The organism is Lysinibacillus sp. 2017 (assembly GCF_003073375.1).
Taxonomy (GTDB): domain Bacteria; phylum Bacillota; class Bacilli; order Bacillales_A; family Planococcaceae; genus Solibacillus.
In genome coordinates this window covers 681906-696572 of record NZ_CP029002.1, presented here as the reverse complement: position 1 = coordinate 696572, position 14667 = coordinate 681906, and the positions used below count along the sequence as shown (strand labels likewise).

Here is a 14667-nt window from a genome sequence, read left to right as displayed (position 1 = left end):
TGTTCACCCTTCTACTTTCAATTCGAATATCATGTCACGAAGCTCTGCCGCACGTTCGAAGTCGAGTGCCTTTGCCGCTTCCTTCATCTCAACTTGCAATGTCTCTACAAACTTCTCTAGCTCTTTTTTTGTCAGCTTTTTGCCGCCTGTTATTTTCGTAATATACGTTTCTTCCTGTTCGGCAGCCTGTGTCGCACGAATAATCTCAGGAATTTTCTTAATGATTGTTTTCGGTGTAATGCCGTGTTTTTCGTTGTATGCCATTTGAATCTCTCGACGACGTTTCGTTTCAGAAATCGCCTTCGTCATCGAATCGGTCATATTATCGGCATACATAATGACGTGACCATTGGCGTTACGCGCCGCACGCCCCATCGTTTGAATGAGTGAACGTTCTGAACGAAGGAACCCTTCTTTATCCGCATCTAAAATCGTCACGAGTGACACTTCCGGAATATCGAGCCCTTCTCGCAGTAAGTTAATCCCTACAAGCACATCATACGTCCCTTTACGCAGCTCTCGAATAATTTCAATCCGCTCAAGCGTCTTAATTTCAGAGTGTAAATATTCAACTTTTAAGCCCATTTCCTTCAAATACTTCGATAAATCCTCGGACATTTTTTTCGTTAATGTCGTCACGAGTACACGTTCGTTTTGACGAATACGTTCGTGTATTTCATCGATTAAATCATCAATTTGCCCTTCACTTGGACGTACATCAATCGTTGGATCAAGTAAACCAGTCGGACGAATAATTTGTTGAACCATTTCGGGTGTATGCTCTAATTCGTACGGTCCTGGTGTTGCCGAAACATATATGGCTTGGCTAACCTTTGACTGGAATTCGTCAAACATTAAAGGGCGGTTGTCTAGCGCTGAAGGTAAGCGGAAACCGTGTTCGACAAGGACGCCTTTACGCGCTTGGTCCCCGTTATACATCCCGCGCACTTGCGGTAAGGTAACGTGACTTTCATCGACAACGAGTAAAAAATCCTTAGGGAAATAATCAATTAATGTATACGGGGTTGCCCCTTTTTCACGTAATGTTAAATGACGCGAATAGTTTTCAATCCCAGAGCAGAAGCCCATTTCCTTCATCATTTCTAAGTCATAATTCGTGCGCTGCTCTAAACGCTGGGCTTCTAATAGACGATCCTCTGAACGAAGTAGCTTGAGTCGTTCTGCTAGTTCTTTTTCAATATTTTCAATGGCAATTTTCATCTTCTCGTCACGGGTAACGAAGTGGGATGCTGGGAAAATCGCAATGTGCTGACGTTCACCTAAAATTTCGCCTGTTAATGCATCCACTTCACGAATACGATCGACTTCATCACCGAAAAACTCTACACGAATGCAATGTTCATCTTTAGATGCTGGGAAAATCTCAACAACGTCCCCACGTACGCGGAATGTACCACGTGTAAAGTTAATATCATTACGTTCATATTGAATGTCAACAAGCTTCCGTAACAACTCATTTCGTTCAAGCTCCATGCCCGTACGAATCGATACAACCATTTCCCAATATTCTTCTGGATTCCCTAAGCCATAAATACATGAGACCGACGCAATAACAATGACATCATTTCGTTCGAATAATGCCGATGTCGCCGAATGTCGTAGCTTATCAATTTCATCATTAATGCTTGAATCCTTTTCGATATACGTATCAGTTTGTGGTACATACGCTTCTGGTTGGAAATAATCATAGTAACTAACGAAATATTCAACGGCATTATTTGGGAAAAATTCTTTAAACTCACTATATAATTGCCCCGCAAGCGTCTTGTTGTGTGCCATGACGAGGGTTGGTTTATTCACTTCTTTAATCACATTGGAAATCGTAAACGTCTTACCGGTACCTGTTGCACCAAGCAATGTTTGATGATGTTTTCCATCTTTTAAGCCTTGTACAAGCTGTTTAATCGCTTCTGGTTGATCGCCAGCGGGTTGATATTCGGACTGGATTGTAAATATTTCTGTCATACCGACTCGTCCTTTCTGTCTCATTTGCTACGTCTATTTTAGCATACCCTTTTTTTAATTACGATAATTTAGCGAACGTATATTCGTTTTATTTTTCTATCTACTTAGATTTGCTTTCTCTTAAAACGTTCTCTCTAAACATTAGAAAACCAGATTCCCTTGGAAATTTTTACTTTCTTGTCCACTAAAAAAGCCACCCTTCAAGGTGACTTTTGCTTAAAATATCGAAGCTTCATGTAATTCATTTAATTCTTTTGTGTAACGAATAAAAGATTGCTCGTCCTTTTGATCCAAAGATGTGTCAATTAGTAATTTTAACTGTTCAATTCGATGTACTCGTTGTATACGACTTATAAACAAATCTAAATAAATCTCATTCAATAACTTCTCTGCTTGATATTCAGTTGACTGTTGTCCTACCGCTTTCAAAAAGTCTGTGTACGAATAATATTTATCCATCGAAATCACCCCGATCGCTTTTCATTATTATAAATTAAAAGCACTTGAATTTGCAATATTTTCTGAAAAATTATCAGACGACAGAATTTTCCGACAAATTATGTTGCGTTTTGTCACTTTTTGTATTAATTTATAAGGGAAGCAAAAATTGCAGTTGGCTTTTATTTTTTGCATCAAAAAACAACGATAAAGGAGAAGTGAAATGATTACAAATTTGCATCAAATCTCAAGTTACATTGTTACTAATTCCACGTTCTATTTGAAATCCTATGAGCATCGCAATAAAATTTATACCCTCATTTCAGACAAACACGGTGAAACGACCTACGCCAATAAGCCATTAAAAATTATCCGCAGCACCTGTCGTCTCCACGGAAGTTCTTTTGAAGCAAGCAAATATCAAGCAAAGCAATTTTTCGGTAAAAGTAAGCACAAGCTACCCATTATGGTTGCCTATGATTTTGGCGATCCGTGTATATTATTCCCTCTTTTTTCACCACATTCACCCCAAAACATTTGGATTTCCTTACATGCCATTGCAAACATTACCGGAAGTGAAAGTGGAAGCGAAACCATACTCACATTTATCGATGGATCCGAAAAATCTTTCCCACTCCACATCAAATCATTCAATCATCAATATGTTCGCGCCTCCATGTACTATAAATATCTTATTTTAAAAAGAAGTAAGACGCTCTAAACACTTAATGTTTCTCAAAATATTCCGTAAGAAGTGCCTCACTGTGATTACGCAGACGAATATTTGAATACCGTCTACTCTCCATAAGTCCCTCAAAATAAAATTGGTATTCCGTAAATAAATCATCTGATTTTCCTCTTACTAACCGCATTTTATGTTGTTGAAAATAGGCTTTCGTTTCTTTTAAATCCTGTTTAATTTTCCTTCTTATGCTATCAATTAAATGTAAATAGGGATTTTTAAATTTAAAATGGCCTTGCTCAATAATACTTTGATCTTTTTCGAGAATAATCAGTAGTAACGGTAAATAAATGCCCGCTTCATAGTAGGGGACCGTTTCAGAAGGAATTTGTGTCATATGCACACCTCCAAATAAGAACGTCTGTTCGTATTTATTTTCGCATATTTGTTTTGGTTTGACAAGTGGGAGATTGTGGATTTTTTTAACAAAGGGGGATTTGGGCCTTCTAATAAAAAAGTAGTCAGGGATAGGCAGGCAGAGTGGTTATTCGGGGATAGTCATTTGGCGGGTTCTTCGCACGCAAGCCGCACAGCCAAGATAATGTCACAATCCGTTTGTTGTGACATTATCTTTGTGACGAAAGCGAAGCGACAGTCACAATTTATTAGACTATATAAAAGGAGTTGAAAGACCTGCCAATATAAGGGTGTATCCATTTTCCCTTTACTTGTATTCACGTGCTGGCGCTTACAGTGGTAGGCGCCAGTCTTCTATATTTATCGAATTTTCCTTATAAAGTAGAGAAGGATACAGTTCAAGTGAATCTGCCTTTTATTAAAGTGGTTATTCGGGCATAATCACTTGGCAGGTTCTTCGCACGCAAGCCGCACAGTCAAGATAATGTCACAATCCGTTTATTGTGACATTATCTTTGTGATTATTAAAGTGGTTATTCGGGGATAGTCATTTGGCGGGTTCTTCGCACGCAAGCCGCACAGCCATGTTGCACATGCCTGTACGACTCGCCTTTGTGCTTCGTGAAAGACCCGCCAATACTTAGTTGTATCCATTTTCCTTTTACTTGTATTCACGTGCTGGCGCTTACAGTGGTAGGCGCCAGTCTCTTTATTAGGCGAATCTTTTTATAAAATAGGTAAAATCACAATGTATGTATTTATCATCTAAATACTGTGAACTCATTTATCTAGAGTTTTAGTAGAAAAGGCAATCCTGCCATTATAGAAAATGAAGGCATTGACAACTATTGAACCCTATCCGTATATTCATACCTTTATAAAAAGAGAATCTGTGGCAGTCCCTTTCTCACTTAATTCAACGGACTCCTTTAAAAGTAAACGGCGCCTTTGCTCGCCAACAGCGCCGCCCCTGAATACATGTAAAAGTAGAATGGACTATCCTTTGATTTGGCAGGCCTAGCATACCGCAACAGTATCAGTAGTAGGGACACGTACCACGTGACCCTGCTGCTGATATGCGGTCGCCTGCCAAAATACGAAACACCTTCATAGAATATTTATGAAATTGACTAGCTCTGACAATCCCCTTGCTCACAAAATTCAACGGACTCGTTTTAAAGAAAAACGGCGCCTTTGCTCGTCAATAGCGCCGCACACGAATACATGCAAAAGTAGAATGGATTACACTTTGATTTGGCAGGCCTAGCACAAGGCGCAAAGAAGAGTCGTACAGATATGTGCAACATATCTTTGCGACTCTGGGCGCCCAGCCTGCCAATACACGATACACTTTCATAACATCTCTATTAGAAGATGACTAGCTCTGACAATCCCTTCAACCCACAAAATTCAAAGGAGTCGCTTTAAAGAAAAACGGCGCCTTTGCTCGTCAACAGCGCCGCACCCGAATACATGCAAAGGCAAATTGGATTACACTTTGATTTGGCAGGCCTAGCACAAGGCGCAAAGAAGAGTCGTACAGATATGTGCAACATATCTTTGCGACTCTGGGCGCCCAGCCTGCCATAATACGAAACACCTTAATAGAATATTTATTTGAATTTGACTAGCTATGACAATCCCCTTGTTCACAAAATTCAATGGATTCACTTTTATTTGGCTAGCCTACCATAACCGAAACACTTTAATAGTCTCTTTATTAAAAAAACACCCTAACAAAAAAGCCATCGATCAGATTACTAAAAATCTGATGGATGGCTATGATAATTAATATGAAATTTTTGAACGTAAGTAGGCTGTAATGAATTGATCTAAATCGCCGTCCATTACTGCGCCAACATTACCTGTTTCAACGCTTGTACGGTGATCTTTTACCATTGAATATGGGTGGAATACGTAAGAACGGATTTGTGAACCCCAACCAATTTCATCTTTTTCGCCACGAATTTCATCTAATTGTGCTTGTTGCTTTTCGATTTCTAATTGATAAAGTTTTGACTTTAACATTTTCATCGCAGCTTCACGGTTTTTAATTTGCGAACGTTCCGCTTGGCATTGTACCACAGTGTTTGTTGGTAAGTGAGTAATACGAACAGCTGAGTCCGTCGTATTGATATGCTGACCACCTGCACCTGTTGCACGGTACGTATCAATTTTTAAGTCTTCTGTGCGAATATCGATTTCAATTTCATCGTTGAATTCTGGCATTACATCACATGACACGAATGACGTATGACGACGGCCTGATGAATCGAACGGTGAAATACGAACTAAACGGTGTACGCCTTTTTCTGCTTTTAAATAGCCGTATGCATTATGGCCAGAAAATTTTAATGTAACGGATTTAATCCCTGCTTCATCGCCTGGTAAGTAATCCATTGTTTCTACTTTGAAGCCGCGCTTATCTCCCCAACGTTGATACATACGTAAAAGCATTGAACCCCAGTCTTGTGATTCTGTACCACCTGCACCTGGGTGAAGTTCTAAAATGGCATTGTTTTTATCATATGGTTCAGATAATAGCATTTGTAATTCGAAATCAGCCATTTTCGCTTGGAAGTCGTCTAATTCATTACCAAGTTCTTCTTGTAATTCTTCGTCTGGCTCTTCACGTAAAAGTTCTAATGTCATTTCTAAATTTTCTTGTGTTGCTAGTAAATCGCTGTATTCATTGACAACGGCTTTAATGCCATTGCCTTCGTTAATAATTACTTGAGCGCCTTGTTGGTCATTCCAAAAGTTTGGCTCAAGCATCATTTCGTCAAGTTCTTGGATTCGTGCCTCTTTGTTTTCTAAGTCAAAGAGACCCCCTAAAGTCCGCTAGTTTCGTAGCTGTATTTTCGAGTGCATTACGCACATCTGATAATTCGATCATTGTGTTTCCTCCGTTAGGTGTTAGTGTCCAAAGTTATCTCAATAAATACCGTTAGACACAATTTCTAATAATTAAAGTTCTAAAAAACAAACCAGGTCATTGAGTATTCAATGACCGTGGTGTTGTAAATCGTTTATTGTCCTACGCCGTGGCATGATTTGTATTTCTTGCCACTGCCGCATGGGCATGGGTCGTTGCGGCCGATGTTTTCGGCTTTACGTGTTGGCATTTTTTTCGGTTTTGCAGTGCCTTCTTCTTTTGGATTCACTGCTTGGCCTTTTGCTACTTCTTCACGTTGTAAGTTGCTGCGAATTTCTGCTTTCATTGCATACTTCGCTACATCTTCACGTATAGCAGCTACCATATCCTCGAACATAGAGAAGCCTTCTTGTTGGTACTCACGAAGTGGATCGTTTTGACCGTATGCACGTAGGTGAATCCCTTGACGAAGCTGATCCATCGCATCAATATGGTCAATCCATTTCGTATCAATTGAACGAAGTAAAATAACTTTTTCGAACTCGCGCATACGCTCTGGCGTCATTGCTTCTTCTTTTTCGTTATAATGCTCTGTTACTTTTTCTTGAATCAGTGCAATCATCTCTTCAGGTGATTTACCTTCAAGTTGCGCCACAGTAATCGTACCTTCAACTAAAAGATTCGCTGCGATATAATCTTCTAATGCATCCAGTGTCCAAGCATCTTTTTCGCCTTGCGTATGAAGCGTAACGGCATTTTCGATAGCTTGTTCGATCATTGATTCCACTAAAGCACGCATATCTTCTGAATCTAGCACGTCCACACGTTCTTTATAAATAATTTCACGTTGTTGACGTAACACATCATCAAATTGTAATAAACGTTTACGCGCATCGAAGTTGTTACCTTCTACACGTTTTTGTGCGGATTCTACGGCTCTTGAAACCATGCCTGACTGAATTGGTTGAGAATCATCCATACCAAGCTTCGTCATCATCGATTTCATTTTATCTGAACCGAAACGACGCATTAATTCATCTTCTAAAGAAAGATAGAATTGCGTTACCCCTGGGTTCCCTTGACGACCCGAACGACCACGTAACTGGTTATCAATACGACGTGATTCATGACGTTCCGTACCAATTACCGCTAAACCACCAACTTCAAGTACACCTTCACCTGGTTTAATGTCGGTACCACGACCAGCCATGTTTGTTGCGATGGTTACCGCACCTTTTTGACCCGCATTTAAAATAATTTCTGCTTCACGTTCATGGTTTTTGGCATTTAAAACGTTATGTGGAATTTTGAATTTCGTTAAGTATTTAGAAATAACTTCAGACGTTTCAATCGCAACCGTACCTACTAATACGGGTTGTCCTTCACGGTGACGCTCTGCGATATCTTCTGCAACCGCTTTGAACTTGCCTTCCATGGAAGCAAAGATTAAATCTGCACGGTCATCACGCGCGATTGGTTTGTTCGTTGGAATCGCTACAACTTGCATGTTGTAAATGTTGCGGAATTCCTCTTCTTCCGTTTTCGCTGTACCTGTCATACCTGATAACTTTTCATACATACGGAAGTAGTTTTGGAACGTAATAGTTGCCATTGTCATCGATTCGTTTTGAATGTCTAGGCCTTCTTTTGCCTCGATTGCTTGGTGAAGACCATCTGAATAACGACGACCTTTCATTAAACGACCAGTAAAGCCATCAACGATTACAATTTCGCCTTCTTGCACGACATAATCCACATCTAAATGCATCGATGCATGGGCTTTTAAGCTTTGGTTAATCGCATGGTTTAAACGAACATGCGCTAAATCGAATAAGTTGTCAATGCCAAATGCACGCTCTGCTTTTTCGATACCCGCTTCTGTTAACGTTACCCCTTTTGTTGATTCTTCGTAGTTGTAATCTTCTTCTTTTTTCAGCATACGAACGAATGCATTTGATTGTACGTAAAGCTGTGCTGTTTTACCGGCTTGTCCTGAAATGATTAACGGCGTACGCGCTTCATCGATTAAAATCGAGTCAACCTCATCGATTACAGCAAAATGTAATGGACGTTGCACACGGTCTTCTTTATAAAGCACCATGTTGTCACGTAAGTAGTCAAAGCCTAACTCGTTGTTTGTCGAGTACGTAATATCCGCAGCATAGGCATCGCGTTTTTCTTCTTTTGATAAGTTGTTTAAGTTTAAGCCCACTGTTAAGCCTAACCAGTTATAAAGCTCACCCATTTCCATCGCGTCACGGCTTGCTAAGTATTCGTTGACCGTAACAACGTGAACACCTTTACCAGTAATCGCATTTAAATAAACGGCCATTGTTGAAGTTAATGTTTTACCTTCACCGGTTTTCATTTCTGCGATATTACCTTCGTTTAATGTAGCAGCACCCATAATTTGTACACGGAATGGGAACATGCCTAAAACACGGCGTGAAGCTTCGCGAATGGTTGCGAATGTTTCTGGTAATAAATCTTCTACGGTTTCGCCATTTTGATAGCGTGTTTTGAATTCTTCTGTTTTTGCTTTTAATGCATCATCAGACAGATTTTCAAATTGTGTTGCTAATGCTTCTACTTTATCTGCAGTCTTTTCTAAACGTTTTACTTCTTTTTTATTGAAATCAAATAATTTATTTAATATGTTTGCCATCGAATTGGTCACTTCCCAATAATAGTCTCAAGCTACATTTTACCATTATGTATACGCGCGGCGCAAATTGTGATGCTATTAATTCGGGATTAGGTGGTTTATTTGTGACAAAAGTGGGTGATGGCGGGGTTAATCGTCTTCTAATCAAGTTTCTAATCAAGTGTTTCGTATTTCGGTGGGCTGGGTGCGGACATTCTAAAAAGTGCGTCCGTTGAATTTTGTGGGTTGAAGGGATTGTCAGAGCTAGTCATCTTCTAATCGAGAGGTTATGAAAGTGTATTGGGTTTTGGCAGGCGACCGCATATCAGCAGCAGGGTCACGTGGTACGTGTCCCTACTACTGATACTGTTGCGGTATGCTAGGCCTGCCAAATCATAGGCTAATCCATTCTATTTTTGCATGTATTCACGGGCGGCGCTGTTGGCGAGCAAAGGCGCCGTTTTTCTTTAAAGCGAGTCCGTTGAATTTTGTGAGCAAGGGGATTGTCAGAGCTAATCATCTTCTAATAGAGAGGTTATGAAAGTGTATCGGGTTTTTGCAGGCGACCGCATATCAGCAGCAGGGTCACGTGGTACGTGTCCCTACTACTGATACTGTTGCGGTATGCTAGGCCTGCCAAATCAAAGGATAGTCCATTCTACTTTTGCATGTATTCAGGGGCGGCGCTGTTGACGAGCAAAGGCGCCGTTTACTTTTAAAGTGAGTCCGTTGAATTTTGTGAGCAAGGGGATTGTCAGAGCTAATCATCTTCTAATAGAGAGGTTATGAAAGTGTATCGGGTTTTGGCAGGCTGGCGCCCAGAGTCGCAAAGATATGTTGCACATATCTGTACGACTCTTCTTTGCGCCTTGGGCTAGGCCTGCCAAATCAAAGTGTAATCCATTATGCCTTTGCATGTATTCAGGGGCGGCGCTGTTGACGAGCAAAGGCGCCGTTTACTTTTAAAGCGAGTCTGTTGAATTAAGTGAGAAAGGGACTGGCACAGATTCTCTTTTTATAAAGGGATGAATGTATGGATAGGGTTCAATAGTTGTTAATGTCTTCAGTATTTAGATGTTAAATAAATACATTGTGATTTCACCTACTTTATAAAAAGGGTTCACCCTATTAGAAGACTGGCGCCTACCACTGTAAGCGCCAGCACGTGAATACAAGTAAAGGGAAAATAGATACACCTTGAATGGGCGGGCCTTACACACAGCACAAAGAACATTCGCAAAGACTCTTGCAAAGAGGCTTTGTTAATGTGTGCTGCGCCCGCCCAAACGAAACACCCGAATCACCACTTTATTTGAAAACAAATTCCCTTTGACATGGATTTCACCAATCTACAAAATAAAAAACGGACCGCCCGTTGTGTTGGGCAGTCCGCTTAGATTTAATTGATTAGTTCGTTTCGATTATGCCGTATTTACCGTCTTTACGCTTGTAGACGATGTTTGTTCCGTCTGTTTCTGCGTCAGTAAAGATGTAGAAATCATGACCAAGCATGTTCATTTGTAGAACCGCTTCCTCTTGGTCCATCGGCTTCAAGTCAAATTGTTTCGTACGTACGATTGTATATTCGTCTTCGCTTCCTTCTGTTACAGGTTCTGCTTGAGCAACTGCTGCGAAGTAAAGACCTGCACCTTCACGATCACGGAATTTACGATTAACTTTTGTTTTATATTTACGAATTTGGCGTTCTAATTTGTCGACGATTAGATCAACGGCTGCGTACATATCATTATGACGTTCCTCAGCTCGAAGTGTTAAATTCTTCATTGGAATGGTTACTTCTACTTTTGTTTGCTTGTCGTTATAAACCTTTAAATTGACGTTCGCGTTCGCGTTAAGATCTTCGTTGAAATAACGTTCAATTTTTTCAATTTTCGATTCTACATGATCTCGAATTGCTGGAGTTACCTCAATGTTTTCACCACGAATGTTAAAATTTAGCATGCAAACTCCTCCTTCATTACGGCTATATTAGATTAGTTCTACAGAAAACTAAAAACTCCTGCTACAGCTTAAAAAGTTTTTCATTTTTCGACAATCTGAAATTTAATGCTATCCAAAAAATGAAATGGAAATAGAAAGTAGCGGTCCTATGAAGAATGGTTGGTTTCATCGAAATTATCTGCTGCGGCTAATTTCTTTTTTACGACGCAGTTTTAATTCATTAACGATAAGCTCTTCTACATGGGATTGGTTTTCGAAAATTAATCCATACTGAATTCTTTCCCCAAAAACTTTTGTCCAAACAATTTCACCAACCGCTTTAATTAAAACTTCATCCAAAATGAATTGAACTTCAAGTTGTACCAGTTGCTTATTTTGTTCACCAATATTTTTATGGGAAAAAATTTTCATGCCGCGCGGACTAATATCTACAATTTCACATGGATATTTTGATCTTTCAATATTTTCTGGCTTCCCGTCTATTAAAATGACAAAATTCGCATCAATCGGTTCACCAAATGTAAACCGAAACCCTTCCGTTCTTTTAAACGTCATCTCTATTTCCTCCTATATTCCCCGACTATATTATTTTTTACTATTATACATTTAAAGTACCATAATTTGTCTATAATGTGAACGAATTATCCCTTCGATAATTCTTGCGTTAAAATCATAATAGAAAAACTATCTTTTACTTATACTAGTGATTTACATATACCGCATTCTCTCTGTTTTATCAAACAAATTTTGCAAAACAAAGCACTTTCAAAAATCGCACAAAAAAATCCTTACCTATAAATACAATCAAGTAAGGATTCATCTCTATTAATTTAGTAAATAATCTTCATGAAGTTCCGCGCATTGGACGACGATTTTTTCTTCGTGTGGATAATAAGAATCCTGCGTTAAATAGTGATTGATATATACCCACCCCGTAAATTGTAACGTTTCATTATAGCGAATCCGCACTTTACTTTCCTTTACAGGAATCACAACATCGTGGTAAGCACATGTTTCATTGCGTGGTGACTCGGTCGGAAACCATGTATGGATTGCTGGATGCAATTGAAGTAATAATGGGTGCATCGTTGCCGTTCCCATAATAAATCGTGCAGCATCCTTCGCTCCCTTAAGACTTGAGCCCGTACGTCGCAATTGGTTGTCCAGTATTTGCAACGGTGTTAGTGAAGACTTCTCTAACCCATCTGTTTTCACGATCAATGTGTATAAATTACCATAGTAGTCCCGTCGCGGTATTAAAGCACGCGCATTCGTAAGATTTGGTGAATCTTTCATTATTTTTATCCTCCTTCATCCATTTTTGGTTATCAAATGACAATAAAAGGAGTATACTAAAAATAAGTCGGTATACTCCGATGGCCAAAGCCTTAAGTGGAATTCTTTCCGGGATCCCCACTTAAGGTTTTTTATTTTCCCCTTTTCACATGCTACTCACCTCCTTAATTACAAACTAAACAAAATGAAAACGTTTACTTTTTAACAATAAAAAAATAATCAATCCATACCGTTTTTTCAAAATCTTTTCGCAGTAATTTGTTGGAATCTATCATAAAGTGAGAGGTTGGACCATCGTAATGAAAAGGTTCAGCCCTTTTCAATGGTGAATTTATTAAAAGGATTCTAGATGTGGAATTCTCAAGACAAGGACAAAAACATAGAATATAGGCAATTTTAATTCCAATATATACCATTATAACTACTAAATCCTCCTATGTCTATTGAATTCTGAATATTCTTAAATATAATGTCATAATAAACATAATTCGTGTCCCATTTAGCCCGATTAGTTCAGCTAACATTCCGTACGGGTGCCGTTTAATTGAAGGTTCATTTTAAGTAATATTGACAATTTCCAAAGAAAAAAGCGGCTATTAACTAGCACGCTCTTCATCAAATGATTTAAATAACTTGTGTTTGAGATGAAACGATATGTTGTAAATCTTGCTTCAAAGCCTCGATCATTCGTTCACTGTCATCTAGGCTTTCTTTTTTCACCCCAATATAAATTTTACATTTCGGCTCCGTGCCAGATGGTCGTACACAAATCCACGAATCATCCGCTAAATAAAATTTCAAGACATCTGCTTTTGGCAAACCGTTAACATTGCCAGCTAAGTAGTCCTCCATTTTTGTCACTTGGCAATTCGCAAAATGAGTTGGAGGCTGTTGTCTAAACTGCGTCATAATAGCGGCAATTTGCTGTTGACCTTCCACCCCATCAAACGTAAACGATACGAGTGCCTCTTTATACCAACCAAATTCGTCGTATAATTCGTTTAATCGATTTATTAATGATTTCCCGCGCATTTTTTCAAAAGCTGCCATCTCTGCCGTTAACAATGCAATTTGCACTGCATCCTTATCGCGCACAAAGTCCCCTGCTAAATAACCGTAGCTTTCCTCGTAGCCAAAAATAAAGCTATGCTCACCCGTTTGTTCCCATTCTGCGATTTTTTCTGCGATGTATTTAAAGCCCGTTAACGTGTTGACTGTTGCAATGCCGTATTTATTGGCAATGGCTGTCCCAAATTCAGATGTTACGATCGTTTTGATCATCGCAGCATTCGTTGGAAAGTTTTTCGTTTCAAGCAGGTAATGAAGTAGGAGTGCCCCTAATTGATTGCCCGTTAATAGCTGATACTGCTCATTTTCCAACACAGCAACACCTAAACGATCAGCATCTGGGTCTGTCGCGAGCAATAATTCCGCATTAACACTTTGACCAAGTTCGATTGCTAATTTGAACGCATCCGCCTCTTCGGGATTTGGATACGTAACGGTCGGAAACGCCCCGTCTTGAATCGCTTGTACCGCAACAACTTGGACTTTCGTAAACCCAAAATCTTTTAGTCCACGTACAATTGGTACTAACCCAGACCCATGTAGCGGTGTATAAACAATTGCAAGATCTTTTGTCAACGTTTGTTCCGTCTGTAATCGGTTTAATGCCTGTGCATACGCGTCATCCAGCTTTTCTAAAATTTCAACGCACAAACCGGATTCAAGAAGCTGTTCTTTTGCGAGCGATTCAATAGCAAAAATTGATTCCACATCATTCATATGTCCCACAATTTCATCCGCAAATTGTGGTGTTAACTGTGCCCCGTCCTCACCGTACACTTTAAAACCGTTGTACTCTTTCGGATTGTGGCTTGCGGTAATGACTACACCTGCATAGGCGGCTAAATAGCGTACCGCGAAGCTTAGTTCAGGAGTTGGACGGCTTTCTGTGAATACATAGCTTTGAATACCATGTGCTGCGAGTACACCTGCTGTTTCGTAGGCGAATTGTTGTGAAAAATGGCGTGTGTCGTAGGCGATTACTACACCACGAAGCTTCGCTAATTCACCTTGTGATGCGATTTGGCGTGCAAGTCCTTCTGCTACGAGACGAATTGTATGCGTGTTGATGCGGTTTGTGCCCGCGCCGAGTTTGCCGCGCATGCCGCCTGTGCCGAATGGGAGGAGTTGGTGGAAGCGGTCTTCAAGATCTTTAATATCTGTTATGTCAGCCAATTCCTCTTTATAATTCGAGTATTGTAGCCAATCTTCTATTATTTGTTTCATATTTTTCGCCTCACTTTATATTTAATATATATGTATATGGTTGAAATTTATCACATTTTATCATGAGAAAAGGAT

The 14667-nt window shown here is 39.6% G+C and carries 10 protein-coding genes; 1 reads left to right on the top strand and 9 read right to left on the bottom strand.

Going from position 1 to position 14667, the window contains the following annotated elements; genetic code table 11:
• Positions 1-3: 3 nt before the first annotated feature.
• Complete coding sequence (gene uvrB / locus DCE79_RS03020) at positions 4-1986, bottom strand: excinuclease ABC subunit UvrB (RefSeq protein WP_108711647.1); 1983 nt, start codon at positions 1984-1986, stop codon at positions 4-6.
• 216 nt (positions 1987-2202) lie between these two features.
• Entirely contained in the window at positions 2203-2445 is a 243-nt protein-coding gene (locus DCE79_RS03015) for an IDEAL domain-containing protein (RefSeq protein ID WP_108711646.1), read from the bottom strand.
• A 202-nt stretch (positions 2446-2647) separates the two neighbouring features.
• On the opposite strand from DCE79_RS03015, the gene DCE79_RS03010 reads away from it, so the two are divergent.
• The gene (locus DCE79_RS03010; RefSeq protein WP_108711645.1) at positions 2648-3145 is read left to right on the top strand and encodes a competence protein ComK; all 498 of its coding nucleotides are present in this window, start codon (positions 2648-2650) and stop codon (positions 3143-3145) included.
• 4 nt (positions 3146-3149) lie between these two features.
• Here DCE79_RS03010 and DCE79_RS03005 read toward each other — a convergent pair whose 3' ends face one another.
• From DCE79_RS03005 to DCE79_RS02965, 7 genes are all read right to left on the bottom strand, one after another.
• Positions 3150-3503: a YhjD family protein gene (locus DCE79_RS03005; protein WP_108711644.1), complete on the bottom strand. Its 354-nt coding sequence runs from the start codon at positions 3501-3503 to the stop codon at positions 3150-3152.
• Positions 3504-5311: 1808 nt separating this feature from the next.
• A protein-coding gene (gene prfB / locus DCE79_RS02995; RefSeq protein WP_108714409.1) for a peptide chain release factor 2 occupies positions 5312-6416 on the bottom strand; the annotation gives its coding sequence in 2 pieces (ribosomal slippage) (positions 5312-6343 and positions 6345-6416; 1104 coding nt in all).
• A 136-nt stretch (positions 6417-6552) separates the two neighbouring features.
• A complete protein-coding gene (secA, locus tag DCE79_RS02990) occupies positions 6553-9063 on the bottom strand; it encodes a preprotein translocase subunit SecA (RefSeq protein ID WP_108711642.1) in 2511 nt (836 codons plus the stop codon).
• 1386 nt (positions 9064-10449) lie between these two features.
• Complete coding sequence (gene hpf, locus DCE79_RS02985) at positions 10450-11004, bottom strand: ribosome hibernation-promoting factor, HPF/YfiA family (protein WP_108711641.1); 555 nt, start codon at positions 11002-11004, stop codon at positions 10450-10452.
• A gap of 174 nt (positions 11005-11178) precedes the next feature.
• Positions 11179-11559 carry a PilZ domain-containing protein gene (locus DCE79_RS02980; protein ID WP_108711640.1) on the bottom strand — a complete coding sequence of 127 codons (381 nt, stop codon included), beginning with the start codon at positions 11557-11559 and terminating at the stop codon, positions 11179-11181.
• Between the two features lie 270 nt (positions 11560-11829).
• On the bottom strand, positions 11830-12300 hold the full coding sequence (locus tag DCE79_RS02975) for a competence protein ComK (RefSeq protein WP_108711639.1): 471 nt from the start codon (positions 12298-12300) through the stop codon (positions 11830-11832).
• 624 nt (positions 12301-12924) lie between these two features.
• A complete protein-coding gene (locus tag DCE79_RS02965; RefSeq protein WP_108711637.1) occupies positions 12925-14592 on the bottom strand; it encodes a phospho-sugar mutase in 1668 nt (555 codons plus the stop codon).
• Positions 14593-14667 lie beyond the last annotated feature (75 nt).